25 protein-coding genes and 1 pseudogene are annotated in these 18,641 nt (G+C 63.1%); 9 read left to right on the top strand and 17 right to left on the bottom strand.

The genetic code is table 11. The annotated features are described in order from the left end of the window. Positions 1 to 10: 10 nt before the first annotated feature. From MUY37_RS12825 to gluQRS, 4 genes are all read right to left on the bottom strand, one after another. Positions 11 to 883, bottom strand: a complete 873-nt coding sequence (locus MUY37_RS12825) for a 3-hydroxyacyl-CoA dehydrogenase NAD-binding domain-containing protein (protein WP_499195755.1) — start codon at positions 881 to 883, stop codon at positions 11 to 13. 173 nt (positions 884 to 1,056) lie between these two features. After that, positions 1,057 to 1,635 (bottom strand): cob(I)yrinic acid a,c-diamide adenosyltransferase, encoded by a 579-nt coding sequence (locus MUY37_RS12820; protein ID WP_499195754.1) that lies wholly within the window; start codon positions 1,633 to 1,635, stop codon positions 1,057 to 1,059. Between the two features lie 13 nt (positions 1,636 to 1,648). Beyond that, complete coding sequence (locus MUY37_RS12815; protein ID WP_499195753.1) at positions 1,649 to 1,879, bottom strand: hypothetical protein; 231 nt, start codon at positions 1,877 to 1,879, stop codon at positions 1,649 to 1,651. A gap of 12 nt (positions 1,880 to 1,891) precedes the next feature. Further along, positions 1,892 to 2,734, bottom strand: a complete 843-nt coding sequence (gene gluQRS / locus MUY37_RS12810; RefSeq protein WP_499195752.1) for a tRNA glutamyl-Q(34) synthetase GluQRS — start codon at positions 2,732 to 2,734, stop codon at positions 1,892 to 1,894. 138 nt (positions 2,735 to 2,872) lie between these two features. Between gluQRS and MUY37_RS12805 the strand changes: the two genes are divergently transcribed. Continuing rightward, positions 2,873 to 3,481, top strand: a complete 609-nt coding sequence (locus MUY37_RS12805) for an HNH endonuclease (RefSeq protein WP_499195751.1) — start codon at positions 2,873 to 2,875, stop codon at positions 3,479 to 3,481. 175 nt (positions 3,482 to 3,656) lie between these two features. Here MUY37_RS12805 and kynU read toward each other — a convergent pair whose 3' ends face one another. The 7 genes from kynU to dksA form a co-directional block, all read right to left on the bottom strand. Next, a complete protein-coding gene (gene kynU, locus MUY37_RS12800; RefSeq protein WP_499195750.1) occupies positions 3,657 to 4,874 on the bottom strand; it encodes a kynureninase in 1,218 nt (405 codons plus the stop codon). Next, the gene (kynB, locus tag MUY37_RS12795) at positions 4,867 to 5,517 is read right to left on the bottom strand and encodes an arylformamidase (RefSeq protein ID WP_499195749.1); all 651 of its coding nucleotides are present in this window, start codon (positions 5,515 to 5,517) and stop codon (positions 4,867 to 4,869) included. Before kynB ends, kynU begins: the two co-directional genes overlap by 8 nt. Before the next feature lie 10 nt (positions 5,518 to 5,527). Beyond that, on the bottom strand, positions 5,528 to 6,319 hold the full coding sequence (locus tag MUY37_RS12790) for a tryptophan 2,3-dioxygenase (protein WP_499195748.1): 792 nt from the start codon (positions 6,317 to 6,319) through the stop codon (positions 5,528 to 5,530). Positions 6,320 to 6,368: 49 nt separating this feature from the next. Then, the gene (locus MUY37_RS12785; protein WP_499195747.1) at positions 6,369 to 6,785 is read right to left on the bottom strand and encodes a DUF4112 domain-containing protein; all 417 of its coding nucleotides are present in this window, start codon (positions 6,783 to 6,785) and stop codon (positions 6,369 to 6,371) included. 5 nt (positions 6,786 to 6,790) lie between these two features. Continuing rightward, the gene (locus MUY37_RS12780; RefSeq protein ID WP_499195746.1) at positions 6,791 to 8,251 is read right to left on the bottom strand and encodes an ABC transporter substrate-binding protein; all 1,461 of its coding nucleotides are present in this window, start codon (positions 8,249 to 8,251) and stop codon (positions 6,791 to 6,793) included. Positions 8,252 to 8,295: 44 nt separating this feature from the next. Continuing rightward, positions 8,296 to 8,679: a PilZ domain-containing protein gene (locus MUY37_RS12775; protein WP_499195745.1), complete on the bottom strand. Its 384-nt coding sequence runs from the start codon at positions 8,677 to 8,679 to the stop codon at positions 8,296 to 8,298. 96 nt (positions 8,680 to 8,775) lie between these two features. Continuing rightward, positions 8,776 to 9,231 (bottom strand): RNA polymerase-binding protein DksA, encoded by a 456-nt coding sequence (gene dksA / locus MUY37_RS12770; RefSeq protein WP_115415716.1) that lies wholly within the window; start codon positions 9,229 to 9,231, stop codon positions 8,776 to 8,778. A 290-nt stretch (positions 9,232 to 9,521) separates the two neighbouring features. Here dksA and MUY37_RS12765 point away from each other — a divergent pair, with 290 nt between their 5' ends. Next, complete coding sequence (locus MUY37_RS12765) at positions 9,522 to 9,851, top strand: SEL1-like repeat protein (RefSeq protein WP_499195744.1); 330 nt, start codon at positions 9,522 to 9,524, stop codon at positions 9,849 to 9,851. Here the strand turns inward: MUY37_RS12765 and MUY37_RS12760 are convergent. Genes MUY37_RS12760 through MUY37_RS12740 form a run of 5 tightly spaced genes read right to left on the bottom strand, consistent with a single transcriptional unit; the run spans position 9,848 to position 13,040 of the window. Next, a complete protein-coding gene (locus MUY37_RS12760) occupies positions 9,848 to 10,984 on the bottom strand; it encodes a GNAT family N-acetyltransferase (RefSeq protein ID WP_499195743.1) in 1,137 nt (378 codons plus the stop codon). The two genes, MUY37_RS12765 and MUY37_RS12760, sit on opposite strands and share 4 nt — an antisense overlap. After that, positions 10,981 to 11,751: a glycerophosphodiester phosphodiesterase family protein gene (locus MUY37_RS12755; RefSeq protein WP_499195742.1), complete on the bottom strand. Its 771-nt coding sequence runs from the start codon at positions 11,749 to 11,751 to the stop codon at positions 10,981 to 10,983. The genes MUY37_RS12760 and MUY37_RS12755 overlap by 4 nt, the downstream gene beginning before the upstream one ends. Then, the gene (locus tag MUY37_RS12750; protein ID WP_499195741.1) at positions 11,726 to 12,181 is read right to left on the bottom strand and encodes a RidA family protein; all 456 of its coding nucleotides are present in this window, start codon (positions 12,179 to 12,181) and stop codon (positions 11,726 to 11,728) included. The genes MUY37_RS12755 and MUY37_RS12750 overlap by 26 nt, the downstream gene beginning before the upstream one ends. Further along, complete coding sequence (locus MUY37_RS12745; RefSeq protein ID WP_499195740.1) at positions 12,178 to 12,807, bottom strand: HAD family hydrolase; 630 nt, start codon at positions 12,805 to 12,807, stop codon at positions 12,178 to 12,180. Before MUY37_RS12745 ends, MUY37_RS12750 begins: the two co-directional genes overlap by 4 nt. After that, a complete protein-coding gene (locus MUY37_RS12740) occupies positions 12,804 to 13,040 on the bottom strand; it encodes a DUF3572 family protein (RefSeq protein WP_499195739.1) in 237 nt (78 codons plus the stop codon). The genes MUY37_RS12745 and MUY37_RS12740 overlap by 4 nt, the downstream gene beginning before the upstream one ends. 99 nt (positions 13,041 to 13,139) lie before the next feature. On the opposite strand from MUY37_RS12740, the gene MUY37_RS12735 reads away from it, so the two are divergent. From MUY37_RS12735 to spt, 3 genes are all read left to right on the top strand, one after another. Beyond that, positions 13,140 to 13,508: a response regulator gene (locus MUY37_RS12735; RefSeq protein ID WP_236925562.1), complete on the top strand. Its 369-nt coding sequence runs from the start codon at positions 13,140 to 13,142 to the stop codon at positions 13,506 to 13,508. A gap of 233 nt (positions 13,509 to 13,741) precedes the next feature. Further along, complete coding sequence (locus MUY37_RS12730) at positions 13,742 to 13,984, top strand: acyl carrier protein (RefSeq protein ID WP_499195738.1); 243 nt, start codon at positions 13,742 to 13,744, stop codon at positions 13,982 to 13,984. Continuing rightward, positions 13,984 to 15,234 (top strand): serine palmitoyltransferase, encoded by a 1,251-nt coding sequence (spt, locus tag MUY37_RS12725; RefSeq protein WP_499195737.1) that lies wholly within the window; start codon positions 13,984 to 13,986, stop codon positions 15,232 to 15,234. Before MUY37_RS12730 ends, spt begins: the two co-directional genes overlap by 1 nt. 16 nt (positions 15,235 to 15,250) lie before the next feature. Here the strand turns inward: spt and MUY37_RS12720 are convergent, their stop codons facing one another. Further along, entirely contained in the window at positions 15,251 to 15,901 is a 651-nt protein-coding gene (locus tag MUY37_RS12720; protein WP_499195736.1) for a YqaA family protein, read from the bottom strand. Positions 15,902 to 16,148: 247 nt separating this feature from the next. Between MUY37_RS12720 and MUY37_RS12715 the strand changes: the two genes are divergently transcribed. The 4 genes and pseudogenes from MUY37_RS12715 to MUY37_RS12700 all read left to right on the top strand — a co-directional run. Beyond that, positions 16,149 to 16,826, top strand: coding sequence for a hypothetical protein (locus tag MUY37_RS12715; RefSeq protein ID WP_499195735.1), 678 nt, complete (start codon positions 16,149 to 16,151; stop codon positions 16,824 to 16,826). Next, positions 16,744 to 17,226: pseudogene (locus MUY37_RS12710) on the top strand (terminase large subunit domain-containing protein); the annotation flags it as partial. The gene MUY37_RS12715 and the pseudogene MUY37_RS12710, both read left to right, overlap by 83 nt. A gap of 94 nt (positions 17,227 to 17,320) precedes the next feature. Then, the gene (locus MUY37_RS12705) at positions 17,321 to 17,692 is read left to right on the top strand and encodes a DUF2793 domain-containing protein (protein WP_499195734.1); all 372 of its coding nucleotides are present in this window, start codon (positions 17,321 to 17,323) and stop codon (positions 17,690 to 17,692) included. 217 nt (positions 17,693 to 17,909) lie between these two features. Then, positions 17,910 to 18,641, top strand: a 732-nt coding sequence (locus tag MUY37_RS12700; RefSeq protein ID WP_499195733.1) for an outer membrane protein, incomplete at its 3' end; no start/stop codon positions are given.

Genomic DNA, 18,641 nt, shown 5'->3' with positions numbered 1-18,641 from the left:
GGCGAGCAAACTAACGCGTCGGAACAGGCACTTCGCCCGAATAATCGTAGAACCCGCGGCCGGTCTTGCGGCCGAGCCAGCCTGCTTCGACATATTTCACCAGCAGCGGCGCGGGCCGGTATTTGCTGTCGCCCGTGGTGTTGTAGAGCACCATGATGATGTCGAGACAGGTGTCGAGCCCGACGAAGTCGGCAAGCTGCAATGGCCCCATCGGATGATTGAGGCCGAGGCGGCAGCCCTTGTCGATATCCTCGATCCCGGCGGTCGACTGGCCGAGCACGAAGACCGCTTCGTTGATCATCGGCAGCAGGATGCGGTTGACGACGAAGCCCGGCTCGTCCTGGCTCAGCACCACCTCCTTGCCCAGCCCTTCCGCAAAGGCCACGGTCTTGTCGGTTGTCGTCTGCGCCGTGGCAAGGCCGGGGATGACCTCGATCAGTCCCATGATCGGGACCGGGTTGAAGAAGTGCAAACCGATGAAACGCGCCGGATCGGGCGAGTAATTGGCCATGCGGGTAATCGGGATCGAGCTGGTATTGGAGGCCATGATCGCATCGGGGGCGAGGAATTCGCCAGCCTTTTCGAAGATTGTCTTCTTGACCTCTTCCCTTTCGGTCGCCGCCTCGACGATCAGGCTGGCATCCGTCATCGGTGCATAATCGGCCACTGGCCTGATGCGCTTCAGCGTCGCTTCGGCATCGGCAATCTCGATCTTGCCCTTGCCCACCAGCTTGCCGAGCGCCTTGTCGATGCCCGCATGCGCCTTCTCGGCGACATCGAGGCTTATGTCGGCCAGCAGCACATCCATGCCGTGCGCGGCCACGGTTTGCGCAATGCCGGAACCCATCTGCCCCGCACCGATAATGGCGACCGTCTTGTTCATCGAGAATTCCCTTCGCATGTGCAGCAAAGTGCGCGGTCTAACGGGCGCATTGCGACAATACCAGCGCCTTTCCGGCTGGCATGGCCGACCAGCGCATCCCGCGCCTCTATTGCGATCGTCACCCCGGATCGAGGCCGGTATGACCGAGCAGGCCTGAATGGCCCGCAGGCCGACTACCGGTTGGCGCCAGGGATCCACTTCACGTCGGCGCGCCCATCGTCATTGGCCACGCGGGCCAGCACGAAGAGATAGTCCGACAGACGATTGATATAGGCGAGCGCCTGCGGATTGGCTCGCACATGCGAGGCCATTGCCGTCATCGCGCGTTCGGCGCGGCGAGTCGCGGCGCGAGCAAGGTGGAGGCGCGCCGCGACTTCGCTCCCGCCGGGAAGGACGAAGCTGGTCAGGGGCTCGAGCCGCGCATTGGCCGCGTCGATGGCTTTTTCCAGCCATTCGACCTGCGCGGAAACAACCCGGAGAACCATCTCCGAGGGCGCGAAGTCGTCGTCTTCGGCAGCCGGTGTCGCAAGGTCGGCACCAAGGTCGAACAAATCGTTCTGGATGCGATAAAGCGGCTCGGCAAACGCGCTCTGTGCCCATGCGACCGCCGCCAGCCCTACCGCCGAATTGGCTTCGTCCACCGCGCCGATCGCTTCCATCCGGGCATCGTGCTTGGGCAGACGCGACCCGTCGACCAGGCCGGTGGTGCCATCGTCGCCGGTACGGGTATAGATCCTGTTGAGCTTGACCACGCCGCGTTAGGGATCAGTTCGCAATGGCGAGGATCACCGCGACCACCACCACGGCAAGCGCCTGATATTTGATGCGCGCGAACATCATCCTGTTCTGCGCCAGCTGCATATCGGTCGCGTCAGTCTGCTCCCCGCTTTCCAGATCGATCTTGGTGCTCTTCATGAAAGCGACGATCCCACGGATTAGCGAAGCCACCACGAGGACCATCATAATGACGAGAAGGATGGTGAGGAATGTAGTCATAGCCCCACAGGTTTAGGCGCTCAGCAGCGAAATACCAGCCGGAAATCTGTGCAAGCGCAGTTGCTCGGCAAGCAACAGCCCATCCTGCCCGCCCTGTCGCCTGTCTGCCAGCCCGGAGCCCGAAGCACCCGATCCGCGGCGCTTAGCGAGCTTTTGCCCGCTCCGATCGAGCAGCAGCCCATGGTGATGCCAGCGCGGCACCGGCAGGCCGAGCAGCGCCTGCAGCAGCCGGTGGACATGCGTTGCAGGAAACAGATCGGCCCCGCGCGTCACCAGCGTCACCCCGTCAGCTGCATCGTCGAGCGTCGCGGCGAGATGATAGCTCGCCGGCGCATCCTTGCGCACGATCACCACATCGCCCGCCTCGCGCGGATCGGCAATCTGTGGCCCCGCGAGCTCATCTACCCAAACCAGCTCCCCTGCCTCTGCCAAGGCGCGATCGACATCGAGCCGCAGTGCGGCAGGTTTGGCGGGATCGAGCAGGCGCCCCTTGCAGATGCCGGGATAGATCGCCCCCTGCGAGCCCAGTCGCGGCTCCAGCGCCTCGATTTCCGCCCGGGTACAGGTGCAGGGGTAGAGATAGCCGCGCCGGAGCAATTCGTTTGCGGCCCTGTCGTAAGTTGCCAGCCGGGTCGATTGCGCGGGAACCTCTTCCCATTCGAGCCCCAGCCATTCGAGATCGCGGCGAAACTCGTCGGCAAGCTCTGGGCGTGATCGCGGTCCGTCGATATCCTCGATCCGCAGCAGGAACCGACCGCCCGCTTCGCGCGCCAGATCATGCGCGACGATCGCCGAATAGGCATGGCCGAGATGCAGCGGGCCATTGGGGCTGGGCGCGAACCGCGTAATCACCACGATCCAGCCGCCGCATCCGCGCTCCGCTTGCTGGGAAAGGCGGCAAGTCGGTGGAAAGGCTGTGGATAGCCTGTCTGTAACAGTCTTGACGCTTTACCTTGCAAATGCATTCTCGAAGCTATCGGGAGGGACGCACAGGTGTTCAAGGCCGAATTGCTGGACCGGGCCGTTAGGTTCCGAAGTACCGAGGAAGATCCGACGCGCAATCTGCAGTCGTGCCCCTCACTCGTCCTCAATGCCGATTACACGCCCCTATCCTATTACCCGCTGAGCCTGTGGCCCTGGCAAACCGCGATCAAGGCCATCTTCCTCGACCGGGTCGACGTGATTTCGACCTATGACCGCGAGGTGCATTCCCCCTCGCTCGATATGAAGATCCCCAGCGTGATCGCGCTCAAGCAATATGTGAAACCGAGCGAGTTTCCCGCCTTCACGCGCTTCAACGTGTTCCTGCGCGACCGCTTCAGTTGCCAGTTCTGCGGCGACATGCATAACCTTACCTTCGATCATGTCGTCCCGCGGCGCCTTGGCGGCAAGACCACATGGGAAAACATCGCCACGGCCTGCGCGCCCTGCAACATGAAGAAGGGCGGCCGCACGCCCAAGCAGGCCGGGATGCAGCTCTACACCAAGCCGATCCGCCCGACGCATTGGCAGTTGCAACAGCACGGCAAGCAGTTCCCGCCGAACTACCTTCACGAAACCTGGCGGGATTGGCTCTATTGGGACATCGAATTGGAGGCGTGAGGGAGCACAAACACCTTCGTCATTACGAGCCGCCAAGGGCGGCGCGGCAATCCATAGCCTAAACCTTTAATCCGAGGGAAACGGCCGCCGATCGGGGTCGGAAGCTTCCATCTGGACAGCCTTCTTCGAGCGCGACTCAGCTTTCAGCTCCTTCCCTCGCGATAACGAGGCGAGGTCAGGTAACCGCTGCGCGTTCGCGGAATTCCTCGCGCTGCCACTCTCCGGTTTCCAGCACTTCGGCGAGGTGCCTTGCGGCCTCGGCCATGTCCTCGAAGCACAAATAGGCGGAGGCGAAGCCGAAGCGCAGGATATCGGGATCGCGGAAATCGCCGATGACGCCGCGCGCGATCAGCGCCTGGCAGATGGCGTAGGCCTCCTCGTGGCGGAAGGAGAGCTGGCTGCCGCGCGCATCGGGATCGGTCGGGCTGACGAGATCGAGACCGACTCCACGTTCCGACAAACACTGGCGAAAGAACTCGGACAGGGCCTGCGATTTCTCGTAAAGCCGGTCCACGCCGATTTCCGCGACAAGATCCACGCCGACTTCCAGGGCGGCGAGGCCGAGGATCGGAGGCGTGCCGCAAAGCAGTTTTTCCACGCCGGGCGCCGCCTCGTAATCGTCGCTGAAGGCGAAAGGGGCGGCATGGCCCATCCAGCCGGTCAGCGGTTGCCGCGCGGCCTTCAGGTGCCTTTCGGCGACGAAGGCATAGGCCGGCGCGCCAGGGCCGCCATTGAAATATTTGTACCCGCAGCCGACCGCGAAGTCCGCTTCGCAGCCGTTCAGATCGACCGGCAAGGCGCCGCCTGAATGCGACAAGTCCCACAGCACCAGCGCGCCCGCTTCATGCGCGGCGTGCGTCAGGGCAGCCATGTCGAACAGCTCGCCCGTCTTGTAGTGCGTGTGGGTGAGAAGCAGGAGGGCGACATCCCCGTCGAGCGCGTTCACCAGCGCTTCGCGCGGAGCCAATCGTCGCTCGGCGAGGCCCTGCCGTTCCAGCCCTTCGATCATATAGAGATCGGTCGGGAAGTTGCCCGGTTCGCTGAGCACGACCTTTCTCCCGGGACGCATGGCGAGCGCGGCTGAGATCAGCTTGAACAGGTTGATGCTGGTGGAGTCGCAGGCGATGACTTCCTCTGCCCGCGCCCCAATCAGCGGTGCGATCTTGGTGCCGATCTTGCTTGAAAGATCGATCCAGCCCGCCGAGTTCCAGCTACGGATGAGGTCCCGCCCCCACTCTTCGCGAACCACCTGCTCCAGCCGGGCGGGTGTCGCACTGGGCAAGCAACCCAGGGAATTGCCATCGAGGTAAATCACCCCGTCCGGTACATCGAAGCGCTCCCGAAATTCCTTCAACGGATCGCCCGCGTCGAGACATCTTGCGCGCTCAAGCATCGGGGAGCTCTCGCAGGATCGCGCGGGTGAGGCCGGCATCGCCGCCCGCAATTTTCAGCGGCAGCGCGATCAGCTCGTAGCGCCCCTCGGGCACGCCATCGAGTAGGAGCCCTTCGAGAATACGCATATCGTGCTTGAGCACGGATTTATGGGCATCCATCGTCTTGCTCTCCTGCGGATCGATGCTGGGCGCGTCGGTGCCGACCAGCTTCACACCCTGCAGCGCGAGCCAATCGACGACTTCCGCGTCGATCGCGGTGAAGCTGCTGTCCCATGCATCATGCGGGAAGTGCTCGAAGGTGCGGAACAGCACCCGGTCGGCGCTTTCGATATGCGGCAGATCGCCGACCGAAATCGCGCCGCCGCTCACGCCGGTAGCATCGATCACCAGGCACTCGCCGATATAGGGATCGAGTTCGATGCTGGCGATATCGGGCGCGGTTGCCGAATAGTGGAGCGGCGCATCGCCATGCGTGCCCGAATGGGTCGACAGCGTCATTCGTCCGACATTGACCGGCGAGCCGTCTTCCATCGTCCACGTCCGTTCGAACGCGAATTCGGTATCGCCCGGCCAGACCGGCAGTCCCGGCCGCAACGTCTGCGAAATATCCCAGATGCGCCGCTTGGACCGCCAGGAACTCACAGCGCGGTCCTCATAGGGCGGTCCTCACGCTCAGCAATTCGGGAAAGAACGCCGCTTTCAATACGCCCGCGAGATAGGGCACACCAGGCGTCCCGCCCGTGCCCTTTTTGAAGCCGATGATCCGCTCGACCGTTTTAAGATGCCCGAAACGCCAGCGCTGGAAGTGGTATTCGAGATCGACCAGCTTTTCGGCCAGTTCGTAAAGGTCCCAATATGTCTTCGGGTCACGATAGACCTCGGCCCAGGCTGCCTCGACCTCGGCGGCGTGGGCCCATGGCTCACCGACCGGGCGCTCGAGTATCTCTTGCGGAATGGCCAAACCGCGCCGTGCGAGCAGCGCGACAGCCTCGGCATAGATCGATTTTTTTGCCAGCTCTTCGCGCAAGGCTTCGGCCACTTCGGGCGTCGCCTCGTGCATGGTGATCATGTCGGGATTGCGCCCGCCGAGGAGGAATTCCATCATCCGGTACTGCGCGCTCTGGAACCCGCTCGATCCGCCCAGATGCGGGCGGATGGTCGAATAGTCGTGCGGGGTCATCGTGCTCAGCACGTCCCAGCTCTGGATCAACTGCCCCTGCGCGCGCGCCACGCGGGCGAGCATCTTGAACGAAGGCCGCAGCCGGTCCTGCCGGATGGATTCGCGCGCCTCGATCAGCTCGTGCAGACACAGTTTGAGCCACAGTTCGCTCGCCTGGTGGACGATGATGAACAGCATCTCGTCATGCGCGTCAGACGCGGGGTGCTGCGCCGAAAGGATACGGTCAAGGTCGAGATAGCTGGAATAGGTTACATCGGATGTCATGCACACAGCCCTAGCGCGCATTGGTCGCCGATGAAACTAGTTCTCTGGCCTAGCCCTCGATCACGCGTGTTTGCGGGTGATGTTTGTCGAGGTGCTTCTTCACGATCCGCAGGTTCTTGGTATTCGAGCGATAGACCACGTCGAACGCATCGCCGACCACCGGCACCGCGCCCACCGCGCTGTCGATCGCGATATTGCCAATCATCCGCCACAACTTCCATCGCGGCAGGCCGAGGTTCCTGGCTTCCCAGACGATATATGCGCCCATGACTGCCGTCACGATATCGCCGACCACGGGTACGAACCCGATGATCGTGTCGAGACCGATCGGATAATTCGTGCCCGGCACCACCATGCTGCGTTCGAGCAGGTGTTCCATCGCCTCGATCCGTTTGCGGATCGAAACCGGATCGGTGCCGGTAGGCAGGTCGATCCCCATGGGTCGCGGACGATTCGGGTCTTCCATCTCCGCTAGATGGGGGCGCGGGAGAGCGGGAACAAGGGATGGATGTTCCACGGGTTTTCGCTGAAGGCGTCGATATCCGCTCGTACCAGCGACCAGCGGATCGGCGCACCCAGCGGGATGTAAAGATTCGTTGCCAGAAGCGTGTTCTCCGCTTCGTGGAGATAGGAAGCCTCCTCGGTCCCGTCGCGGGCATCGAGTGCGAGCGAGACGAGGTAGTCCGCATCTTCGCTGCACTGCGCCTGCCGAATCCCGCAATTGAACTGGTTGAGGAACCAGCGCGGCGAGGCATAGCGCGCCACGCGGTCGCGCAGGGCAAGATCGGCTGCCGAGAGCGCTTCGACGCGCGTGGCAGACACCCCGATGGCAGCAAAGTCGTCAGCCAGCCCCTCGAACAGCAGGTCCGAGCCGGGCCCCGGCGGCAGATGAATGGCGACCTCCGCTTCCTTCCCGCTTTGGGAGCGCCACCGCGCAACCCGCTGGCGCGCCTCGCTGCGGCGCTGTTCCAGCGAAAGCGCAGCCCATCGCTCTTCGGGCGGTTCCTGCGCACCCGACAAGGCAACGGGAACGATCCGGGTCGACGCAAGCCAGCCGCCGATATTGAACGGCGCCATGAGATCGGCCCGGTCGATGGCCATGGCAAGAGCCTCGCGATGGGCGCTCGCGGCTAGAAAGCCCCGAGGATTGCGGACATCGAGACCGAGAAGGCCGATAGCTGCGTCCAGCCGGACATTTCCGCGCGACAGGGGGCCGGTATTGGCCAGCGGGAGATCGGCCAGCCGCCCGCCTAGAACCAGGTCGAAATCGCCCTGTGAGAAGCCCTCGGTGGCCTGCTCCGCATCGGTGGCACGCACCCGAACTTCGCGCACGATATCTTCCCATCCGGGCTGTTCCGGCAATCCGCGCCGTTCCGGCGGCAGCGGCCTTAGCGTCAGCACATCTCCGGCCCCAGCAAGCGTCATCAGGGCAGGCTCCCCGTCGCCGAAACCAATGCCGAGTTCGGGCTGAGCCAAGAGCTGGAGAAAATCGGGCATCGGGCTGGTAAGACGGATTTCGATGACACGACCAGTCATCGCGCGAATGTCCCGGATCTTGGCCAGATCGAAGCCGAGCGTCGTCCCATCGAGCTGCCGCAACCGACGCTGAAGGGCGTCGCGGACCACTTGCGCCGTCAGCCGCGTACCATCGCTGAGATCGAATTCGTTGATGCGGAAGATATAACTCGATCCATCATCGGTCACGATCCACCGCTCGGCGACGCCGGGAACCACTGCCCCGCGCGGGTCGATCCGCACCAGACCGGGAGAAAGCGCCGCGCGCAGGTGTTGGCCCGCATTGCTCAGCCGCACACCCTCGGTTTGCAGATCTTCGGGCTCGGCAATGAAAGCCACATCGGTTATGCCATCGTCCGCGCCTGTACCGCAGGCGGCCAGACAGGCGGACAGGAAGGCGAGGAACCAAGGGCGCATGACTGCCGGTTAGCAGCCTGTGGGACGGGCGTCAGCCTTACAGTTCAAAGATTGCGAAGGCGTCGTTCTTCGGGAGAGAAGGCGGAAGCCACACCGACACCCGGCACGGCGGTTTGCGCTTCGCGCGTGGCTCCGACGGGTGCACGGACCACCTTGGGATCGATGTCGCTTTCGAACGACACGCCGAAGCGCGCATCCTGTACCCAGGCGACATTGCCTTTCACCATACCGACATTGCGCAGGTTGATCTTCAGCCGGTCTCCACGCGATACGGCGATACCGGCACACTCGGCCATCAATCCGCCCGCAGAAAGATTGCGAACCTTGACCCGGACCGTCTCCGGCCGACCCTCGAAGGTCAGCTCGGCGAAGAGAAACAGGCTGTCGCGAGCGACATTGCGCGTCTCGACCGAAGACATGGCGTTCATCGTATCCTTGACGTATTCCGTACAGGCCCGGCTCCGGGCGAGTCCCGGCGCCAGGCTACGTTAAGCGACAGACCTAAAAAATCCGTTATCGCGCGTTCAATCGTCGCGCGAGATCTTTTCCCGCCGTTCGTGGGCTTCTTGCGCCTCGACGGTCATCGTCGCGACCGGGCGGGCAATAAGCCGCCTGAGGCCGATCGGATCACCCGTCACCTCGCACCAGCCATATTCGCCCTCGTCGATGCGCCGCAGCGCCGCGTCGATCTTGGAAATCAGCTTGCGCTGGCGGTCGCGCGTGCGCAGTTCGATCCCCCAATCGGTTTCCGAGGATGCGCGGTCGTTCAGATCGGGTTCGCGGATCGGACCGTCCTGAAGCGACTGCAACGTCTGCCCGGCGGCGTCATGAATCGATTTTTTCCAGTCGAGCAGGAGGATACGAAAGTATTCCTGCTGCCGTTCGTTCATATATTCTTCGTTTTCGTCGGGAACGTAGTCGTCGCCGATTGCGGCGCGCGCCTTGGCTAGTCTTTGCTTTTCGTTTGCCACAGAGGCCATTGAGGACCCTCTCATTCTGGTCGAATTGAGACATCGGACCACCGCCGTCCCGCAAGCCCGGATTTTCCCGGTGCCCCGTATGACCCGCTCGGCGCGAGCCTATAGGCAAGCGCCACCCACGGCACAAGCGTCAATCCGGCAAGCCGCGTAAATGCCCGCCACCCGTGGCCGATATGCGGTTATTCGCTCGCCGATTAAGAAAGCGGAGCGTGTATTAACCTTTTATTGACCATACTTTGTGAACTTCTTGAACGTCCGGCGATGGATGCCGGTCCTTCAGGGGAATGACGATGCAGCTTACCGGTATCGAAGGGGGCAACGGCACGATCATCCAGAGCGAGGAAGCCGGGGCGCTGGTCGCCGAATGTCTCGCCGCATACGAACTGGGCAGTATCGACGCGCTCTACGACTTGGGCGTCGCATTTTCGACCGGAAGCCATGGCGCGGTCTGCGACCTCATCGAAGCGCATAAATGGTTCAACATCGCCGCGTCGAAAGGGCATGAAGAAGCAAGCTGGTGCCGCGCCGACGTTTCGGATGAAATGACCGCGCGGGAAATAGCCGAAGCCCAGCGCCGCGCCCGCGAATGGTTGCTCGAGGGCGCCCGCAAAATCGCCTAGTCCTTTCTGAACGGCCCGCGCGTCGCGAGGTAGTTGCGATCCGCGGCCACTCCGCCCCGCTCGCGGTCGAGAAAATCGGCAACTGCCTCACGGAAGCCGACATTGGCGACCCAATGCGCCGAAACCGTTTCCACAGGCTCATATCCGCGCGCCAGCTTGTGCCCGCCCTGCGCCCCGGCCTCCACCCGCGCCAGGCCCAGTTCGATCGCCGCGTCGATCGCCTGATAGTAGCATAGCTCGAAATGCAGGAAGCGCACGTCGCGCGTGCACCCCCAATAGCGCCCGTAAAGCGCATCGCCGCCGATGAAATTGAGTGCGCCTGCAATCGGCTCTCCCTCCTGCAATCCCAGCACCAGCAGCAATGCCTCTCCCATCCGCTCGCCCAGCAGGTCGAAGGCCTCGCGCGTCAGGTAGGGCGTGCCCCATTTGCGCGCGCCGGTATCCTGGTAGAACTGCCAGAAGGCATCCCAATGCTCCGGGCGAATGCCGTCGCCGCGAAAACGGCGTATCTCGACACCGGCCTGCGCGGCGGCGCGCTCCTTGCGCAGATCCTTGCGTTTGCGCGAAGCCAGCGTGGCGAGGAAATCGTCGAAGGTTGCAAAGCCACGATTGTGCCAGTGGAACTGGATGTCGCTGCGCAGCATCCACCCGGCCTGTTCGAACAGCGCTTGCTGGCCCGGTTCGATGAAGGTCGCATGCGCGGAGGAAAAGCCGTTTTGCAGGCACAATTGCTCCGCCGCCGCCAGCAACGGCGCGGCATAGGCCTGGTCAGACAATAGCAGGCGCGGCCCGGTGGCGGGCGTGAAAGGCACCGCGATCTGCAGCTTGGGGTAATAGTGGCCCCCGGCCCGCTCATACGCATCGGCCCAGCCATGGTCGAAAACATATTCGCCCTGGCTGTGCCCCTTGAGATAGGCTGGCATGGCGGCAAGCAAAGGCCCGCCCTCTTCGCCGATGACCAGCGGGGTCGGCTGCCAGCCGGTCCCGGGTCCGACGCTGCCGGAATCTTCCAGCGCAGTCAGGAATTCGTGGCTGACGAAGGGATTGTCCGTGCCCGCCAGCGCGTTCCATTCGCCGCGGTCGAAGGCGCCGACCGACCCGCCGACGCGCGCGGCAAGGCCGCCGTCGCTCATGCCAGCCCCGCCCCTTCGGCAATCGGCGCATCGGCATGGACCCGCGCATGGTCGCGCAAGTCCGGCGTATCCACCGTCCAGGTGAGCACCGGCATACCGCCAGCGCGTAGCGAAGAAACCATCGGATTGGGCAAAGCCGCGACGTGATAGGCGATGAATTCAGGCCGTGCGAACCACAACGCCACATGCCGCTGCCAGGCCTTCTGCGTCATACCGAAATGGTCCTCGCGCATGACCAGGCCCTGCACTGTGTGCGGCGAATGCCTGCGAAACCAGCGCGAGACACGCGGGTCGAAACTCATCACAGCATGGCGCCCTTCATATCCGGCCAGCGCATCGCGCACGGCGACGCAGCTCTCCTCGACATCGTAGCGACGACGCGATTTTATTTCCACGAGGATGGGCACCTTGCCATCCACCAGTTCCAGCAAATCGTCGAGCCGCGCCAGCATGTGTTCGCTGTCGAGATAGGCGATCCGCGCCAGCTCTTCGGCCGAATAACACGCGGTCGGACCGGTCACGCCGGTAAGCCGCTCCAGCTCCCAGTCGTGCATGAGCATCGCCGCATGGTCGCGGCTGCGCTGGATATCGCATTCCACGCCCATCCCGCGTTCGAGTGCGCCGGCGAAGGCCGCAAGCGAGTTTTCCGGAGCAAGCTCGTTATGCAGGCCGCGATGGGCAAAGGTCCATTCGCGCAGCCACCCGACCCGCGCAGGATCAGGCGACGGTACGACAAAGCGATCAAGCCTTGAGAGCAACGATCGCATCGACCTCGACCGCGGCATTGAGCGGGAGGACCGACACGCCCACCGCGCTGCGGGCATGTTTTCCCGGATCGCCGAACACCTCGACCATGAGGTCCGAGGCGCCATTTATGACCTTGGGCTGGTCGAAGAAATCGGGGATCGACGCGACGAAGCCGCCCAGCTTGACCATATGCGCCACGCGTTCGATCAGCCCTGCCGCTTCGAGCTGGGACAGGATCATCAAACCGCAGGCCCGCGCGGCGGCGATACCCCGGTCGAGCGCGATGTCCTCGCCCAGCTTGCCGGTCACCAGCTTGCCGTCGATGAAGGGTAGCTGGCCCGAAACATAGGCGGTGTGGCCATCGACCATCACAGGCTGATAGCTGGCAACTGGCGCAGCCGCCGGGGGCAGCGTGATGCCATGGGCACGAAGACGGTCGTGAATGCTCATGCGGTTTCCTTCTCGATTTCGCCCAGCAGCCACGGCAGCGCTTCGTCCCAGCGATCGATCCGTGCATCGGCATGACCCGATGTGTGCGCGCAATCGATATGCGGGGCGAGCAAAGGTTCGCCGCAGAGGTGGAGCGTGGTGATGGTGCCGACGGTCTCGCGCGCAGAGCGGTGATGTTGCGCCAGATCGTCGATGAAGATGGCCTTCGACGGTTCGTATTCCTCCAGGATCGCCTGAAGTGCAGGTCCCTTGGGTCCCTGATTGGTGAAGACCCGCGCATCGAGCCCGTGATCGAGCAATTGCGCGCGGCGCATCTCCTGCCGTTTGTCGACGAGATTGGTGAGGATCACGACATCGGCGTGTTCGCGCAGCGCGGCCATTCCCTCGATCGCGCCCGATATGGGGGTCTGGCGGTGCATTTCGGTGTCGAAGAAGCCGCCCAGCTTTGACCAGATTTCCTCGGGCGCGAGAACTTCCCCGCTATCCTGCCAGCGTAGCGCCCTGGAGAAATCATTGCCCTCCATACGGAACTCCACCCCCTGCGTCTCGGCCAGCCAGTCGCGGAAGGGCGAGACCATGTGCAGCAGCACTTCGTCGCAATCGGAAATGATCAGCGGCCGTTTCATGTAGCAAGCTCCTGCGCAGCTGCGACCAGTGCCCCCGGTGTGGCATCCAGCGCATCGGCGGCCAGGACCAGGTCGGGTTCGTGATTGGCGAGAAATTCGAGAACCGCGGCCTGAACGCCGCGATCGCTCAACCCGTTCCTCAGCCGTTCGGGAGTGAGGCCGGTGAGCGAGAGCAGCCGCTCGGCCCGCCTCTCGTCGGCCAGCGCCCAGCCGAGTGCTTCGAGCGCCAGCACCTCGGCGGTCCTCGTTTCCTGCCCGGATGGTTCGCGAATAATTGTCAGCGCTCCCGCTTTTTCATATGGCCCCTTCGAAACACGCGAAGGAGCCGCCAAGTGGCAAAGAGAATCCTCGTTGTCGAGGACAACGATCTCAACCGTAAGCTGTTCTGCGACGTGTTGAAGGCCAATGGCCATGAAGTGGTGCCCGTGGCCGACGGGCAGAACGTGCTTGCCACGGCGAAGCGATTCGCGCCCGATCTGGTTATCATGGATATCCAGTTGCCCAATATCAGCGGGATCGATCTGATCGCCCAGCTCAAGGCCGACAGTGCATTGGCCGATGTTCCAGTGCTGGCGGTTACCGCCTATGCCGGCAAGGGCGACGAAGAGCGGATCCGCGATGCGGGCGCGGCCGACTATCTGGCCAAGCCCGTTTCCATCGGGCCTTTCATGGCGGCAGTTCGCGCCCTCGTGCCTGATTAGCGGGCGGTCATCTCGAAAGCGAAGACATCCAGCGCGGCAGACGGGCCAGCTTCGCAGAGGCAAAATCACGTATCCGTTTTCTCTCGCTCGAACAGAGGGTTGCCCGCTTGCGGCAGGGGCGTCACTGCCTGCTGCGCTTGACAAACGCCACCACAAGCCGCTTTGCCCCGGCAGCAAAATGTGCACCGTGCCCCTGGTGGGCCTGCGCCAAATAAGGATTGGATAGCCCCGCGATGGACCGAGCCCAAGTCGACGCAAAAATCCGCGAACTGGCGGCCCCCTTCAACAAGAAGGGTGTGACCATTACTGAAGAAACGACCTTCGCCAACGATCTGGAATTCGACAGCCTAACCGTCATGGATTTCGTTGCCGAGATCGAAGACGAATTCGACATCATTATCTCGATGAACCAGCAGGCCGAGATCGAGAATTACGGCCAGCTCGTGGATGCCGTAACCAAGCTCCAGGCCAACTGATGAGCGAGGGCATCATCCAACCGGACCAGCCGGAGACCATCGAAGGCGAAGGCAGCGATCTGTTCTCGAAGTTCGACGACGTCATCGCCTTGCGCGAAGGGCTGCTCGCCAGCGGGCAGGAAGACCCCTTCAATCTGGTGATGGAAAAGGTCCTCTCGCCCACCCGTGCGATCTGCAACGGGCGCGACACGATCCTGCTCGGCACCTATAACTACATGGGCATGACCTTCGACCCCGACGTGGTCGAGGCGGGCAAACAGGCCTTGGCCGATTTCGGATCGGGCACCACCGGCAGCCGTGTCCTGAATGGCACCTATCAGGGCCACAAGGAAGTCGAGCAGGCGCTCATGGACTTCTACGGCATGGACCATGCGATGGTCTTTTCCACCGGCTATCAGGCCAATCTGGGGATCATCTCGACCATCGCCGGCAAGGGCGATTACGTCATCCTCGACATCGACAGCCATGCCAGCATCTGGGACGGCTGCGCCATGGGCAATGCCGAGGTCGTGCCGTTCAAGCACAACGATATCGAGGCGATGGAAAAGCGCCTCAGGCGCATTCCCGAAGGCGCGGGCAAGCTGGTCGTGCTCGAAGGCGTCTATTCGATGCTGGGCGATGTCGCGCCGCTCAAGGAAATGGTTGCCATCGCCAAGAAGTACGGCGCGATGGTGCTGGTCGACGAAGCGCATTCGATGGGCTTCATCGGCGAGAACGGGCGCGGCGTGGTGGAAACCGCAGGCGTCATGGACGATGTCGATTTCATTATCGGCACCTTTTCCAAAAGCGTCGGGACGGTCGGCGGCTTCTGCGTTTCGAACCACCCCAAGTTCGAAATCATGCGGCTGGTATGCCGCCCCTATGTATTCACCGCCTCGCTTCCGCCCTCCGTGGTCGCGACCGCCGAAACCAGCATTCGCAAGCTGATGCACGGGTCGAACAAGCGCGCGCATTTGTGGGAGAATTCGCGGAATCTGCACAAGGGCCTGAAGGACCTGGGCTTCACCCTCGGCACGGATGAACCGCAAAGCGCGATCATCGCGGTGATCATGCCCGATCTCGAAAAGGGCGCGGCCATGTGGGAAGCGCTGATCAAGGGTGGGTTGTACGTCAATCTGGCCCGCCCACCGGCAACTCCGGCCAATATGACGTTGCTGCGCTGCTCGCTCTGCGCGGAACATAGCGAAGAGGAGGTCGGCGAAATCCTCTCGATCTTCGAGCAGGCCGGGAAGGAAGTCGGGATTATCTGAAGCGGGCGCGCGCGCCTTAGCGCGCTTCGATCGGCGGCGGGGCGGCGCAGGGGCCGGTATCGCCATCCTCGCTTCCGCCGAGTTGGGTGAGGATCACCACCCCGCCCACCACGAGAATCACGAACAGGGTCGTCACCGTGCCGAGATATTTGTCGATCACCCGTTTGATCGGCGCGCCGAACACGCGGAACAGTATCCCCACGGTCATGAAGATCAGCGCGCGGGCGAACAGGCTGGACAGCACGAAGGTGACGAGGTTCATGCCGACGAAGCCGGCGGTGATCGTCAGCAGCTTGAACGGCACCGGCGTGGCGCCCGCGATCAGGATCGCCTCGAAATCGTATTCGCGCAGATGGCAGGCCGCGACGGGGAAGGCCTCGGTCAGGCCCAGCGCGCCGATGAGCCATACCCCGACGCTGTCGTAGAGCCCCCAGCCGATCGCATAGCCGAGCAGCGCGCCTGCCACCGAGGCCAGCGTGGCGATCAGCGCGAACTTCACCGCCTTCTTCGGTTCGGCAAGGCACATCAGGCCGAGCAGCGGGTGCGGCGGAATCGGGAAGAACGAGGATTCGACGAAGCAGAAAAAGGCCAGCCAGCCCACCGCATGCGGATGCGAGGCCTTGTCCATCGTCCAGTCGTACAGCCCGCGCAGCGGTTTCATGATCATTGTGGGGGTGATTCCTCGCGTCCCGGTGAGACGTGCGGGATTAAGCGAGGCGATCCTTGTTGGCAACGCTTTCGAACTAACCTATTTGGTTCTTTTTTCTTGACATCGTGACGCTATTTGGCTAGCAAAAGGGAACATCGGAAAAGTGCGATTCGAACGGCCCGGACCATGATCGGGCCTGGCGGGCGGTCCTTGCGGGGCCGCCCTTCGTCGTTTCGTGCCCAGTGCAAATGCGGAAGGGATCGACGTGCCGAGCAAACCAGCGACCGGGACACCTCGCGAACCCGAATGGATGGCCCCTTTCCTCGCCGCCCTGCGGGGCGAGCCGAAGGTGCGCGCCGCCGCCCGCGCAGCCAATGTGGCCCTGTCGACCGCCTATCACCGCCGCAGGATCGATCCGCAATTCGCCCGCGAATGGGACGAGGCACGCGGGATACCCATCGGCGACGGGGCAGCCGGTCCGGGCGGCACCCGCCGCATCGGCGCAAAGAAGATCGAACGCTTCCTCGAAACGCTGGCCGAGAGCTCCAATGTCCGCGCCGCGGCCGATGCGGCGGGGATCGCACCGCGCGCGGTCTACCGCCTGCGCCGCGACGACCCGGACTTCGCGCGTGCCTGGTATGCGGCCCTCGCCGAAGGATACGACAATCTGGAAATGGAGATGCTCGAACACCTGCGCGCTCAGGGGGCAGGCGAAATCACCCCTGCAAGCGCGCGCAAATTCGACACGGCGACCGCCCTGCGCTGCCTTGTCGCGCACCGCGAAAACGTGGCCCGCGAAAAGGGCCGCCGCGCGCTGGCCGACGAGGTGACGACCATCGCATCGATCAACGCCAAGATCGATGCCCTGCGCGAACGCGCCCGTGCCAACGACCGGACGATCCGCAAATCTCGCCGGAAGGCCGCACGCGATGGCGAAGGCTAAATCCATTCCCTCGCGCGGGAACTGGCTGCGGCGCGACAGTCCGGAAGCCGAGGCCGATCGCGCGGAACTGGGCCGCCTGCTCACGGCCCACGAGCTTGCGGCGCTGGGAAGCTATTACTGGGAAGGCTGGGCACGCGATGCCCAGCTTCCGCCCGAGCAGCTATGGCGGACATGGCTGATCTGCGCCGGGCGCGGCTTCGGCAAGACCCGGGCAGGCGCCGAATGGGTGCGCGACGTCGCCCGCAACGATCCGGCCGCCCGCATCGCTTTGGTCGGCGCCAGCCTGACCGAAGTTCGCAACGTCATGGTCGAAGGCGATAGCGGCGTGCTGGCCGCCGCCCCCGGTGCGCTGGCCCCGGTGTTCGAGCCGAGCCTGCGCAAGCTGACCTGGGAAAACGGGGCGAGTGCCTGGCTCTATTCGGCGAACGAGCCCGAAGTGCTGCGCGGCCCCCAGCACAGCCATGCCTGCAGGACAGGCGCAGAAGGAATTCTTCGTGAACGAAGCGCTGGCGCGGATCGACGCGCTCCTCCACCCGGTGGTGGAGGGACAAGCCAGCACGCCGCCCGCCTCCCCTGCGATAGGGGAGTGCTGGATCGTCGCTGCACCTGCCTCGGGCGAATGGGAGAATCGCGGAGACCATCTGGCGAGCTGGGACGGCACGCAATGGAGCTTCTGTGTCCCGGCGGAAGGCATGCTTGTCTTCGACCGTTCGGCGGGGGAACGCCTGGCCTTTCTCGACGGATGGAACCGGCCCGTTCAGCCGGTGCCGCCGGTCGGTGGTTCGGTAATCGACAGCGAAGCGCGTACGGCAATCGGGGCGATCGTCGACCTGCTTGCAACACTTGCGATAATTCCGCGAATTTGACGGGAACCCGATACGCTTCGTACCGTTCGCCAGATACGGAAGGGGTCCGAAGCACGGAACTCATTCTCAAGGCGCGGGAAAAGCGGCATTATTGCAACAGTTCCCGCCCATTGTTTGCTTGCCACCTCAAGGGTTGAAAGTTAGATATGATGCACTCGGTGGCTCCAATTCGCAAAAAGGGGAAACTATAATGCGGAAATTCGTCATAGGAATGGCGATGGCCTCTACGGCCCTTGCATCGCCAGCCCTGGCAAAGGACGACAGCTGGTACATCGGCGCCGAATTCGGTGCGATGCTCGTCGAAGATACAGAATTCGAAATCAACGGCGGTCCGGACGCACACACCATCAACCATGAATATGGTTTCGATGGCGGTGGCTATGTCGGTTACGATTTCGGTGCTTTCCGTCTGGAAGCCGAAGTCAGCTATCGCCAGGCAGATATCGATAGCATCCTGGTTGGCACTCCCGGTCTGCCTTATGGTGCCGGTTTTGTTGCGCCTTCAGGCTCCTATTCGGCTGGCGGTGATGTCAGCGCGCTTTCCTTCATGCTGAACGGCCTGCTAGATTTCGGCCCCGATGATGGCCTTCAGGGCTATGTTGGTGGCGGTGTCGGCGTAGCGCGCACGAGCTATGAGGTCGCCCCCTATTCGAACTTCGCTTCGTCGATCGACGATTCGGACAGCGGGCTTGCCTGGCAGGTTCTTGCTGGTGTTCGCGCTCCGCTGACCGACAATGTCGATGTCGGCCTGCGCTATCGTTACTTCAACGCTGACAGCGTCGAACTGGTCGACCTGGGTGGCAACGCGCTGGAAGATTCGTTCACCAGCCACTCGCTGATGGGTACGCTCGAGTACAATTTCGGTGCTCCGCCTCCCCCGCCGCCTCCCCCGCCGAACGGTCGAAGACAAGCATGCCTTCCGCCGGGACACAGAAGCTCCATTGCGTGC

Source organism: Qipengyuania sp. ABI-127-1 (genome assembly GCA_022953095.1).
GTDB lineage: Bacteria > Pseudomonadota > Alphaproteobacteria > Sphingomonadales > Sphingomonadaceae > Qipengyuania.
This window is presented reverse-complemented; position numbering and strand designations above follow the sequence as displayed.

Bases quoted from the DNA above. Each gene is read 5' to 3' on its own strand.
- MUY37_RS12775 (WP_499195745.1), bottom strand. From the start codon at position 8,679: ATGAACGCCATGTCTTCGGTCGAGACGCGCAATGTCGCTCGCGACAGC.
- MUY37_RS12790 (WP_499195748.1), bottom strand. From the start codon at position 6,319: ATGACATCCGATGTAACCTATTCCAGCTATCTCGACCTTGACCGTATC.
- dksA (WP_115415716.1), bottom strand. From the start codon at position 9,231: ATGGCCTCTGTGGCAAACGAAAAGCAAAGACTAGCCAAGGCGCGCGCC.
- MUY37_RS12765 (WP_499195744.1), top strand. From the start codon at position 9,522: ATGCAGCTTACCGGTATCGAAGGGGGCAACGGCACGATCATCCAGAGC.
- MUY37_RS12825 (WP_499195755.1), bottom strand. From the start codon at position 883: ATGAACAAGACGGTCGCCATTATCGGTGCGGGGCAGATGGGTTCCGGC.
- MUY37_RS12760 (WP_499195743.1), bottom strand. From the start codon at position 10,984: ATGAGCGACGGCGGCCTTGCCGCGCGCGTCGGCGGGTCGGTCGGCGCC.
- kynU (WP_499195750.1), bottom strand. From the start codon at position 4,874: ATGCTTGAGCGCGCAAGATGTCTCGACGCGGGCGATCCGTTGAAGGAA.
- MUY37_RS12745 (WP_499195740.1), bottom strand. From the start codon at position 12,807: ATGAAACGGCCGCTGATCATTTCCGATTGCGACGAAGTGCTGCTGCAC.
- MUY37_RS12750 (WP_499195741.1), bottom strand. From the start codon at position 12,181: ATGAGCATTCACGACCGTCTTCGTGCCCATGGCATCACGCTGCCCCCG.
- MUY37_RS12785 (WP_499195747.1), bottom strand. From the start codon at position 6,785: ATGGAAGACCCGAATCGTCCGCGACCCATGGGGATCGACCTGCCTACC.
- MUY37_RS12730 (WP_499195738.1), top strand. From the start codon at position 13,742: ATGGACCGAGCCCAAGTCGACGCAAAAATCCGCGAACTGGCGGCCCCC.
- MUY37_RS12720 (WP_499195736.1), bottom strand. From the start codon at position 15,901: ATGATCATGAAACCGCTGCGCGGGCTGTACGACTGGACGATGGACAAG.
- spt (WP_499195737.1), top strand. From the start codon at position 13,984: ATGAGCGAGGGCATCATCCAACCGGACCAGCCGGAGACCATCGAAGGC.
- MUY37_RS12815 (WP_499195753.1), bottom strand. From the start codon at position 1,879: ATGACTACATTCCTCACCATCCTTCTCGTCATTATGATGGTCCTCGTG.
- MUY37_RS12780 (WP_499195746.1), bottom strand. From the start codon at position 8,251: ATGCGCCCTTGGTTCCTCGCCTTCCTGTCCGCCTGTCTGGCCGCCTGC.
- MUY37_RS12755 (WP_499195742.1), bottom strand. From the start codon at position 11,751: ATGCGATCGTTGCTCTCAAGGCTTGATCGCTTTGTCGTACCGTCGCCT.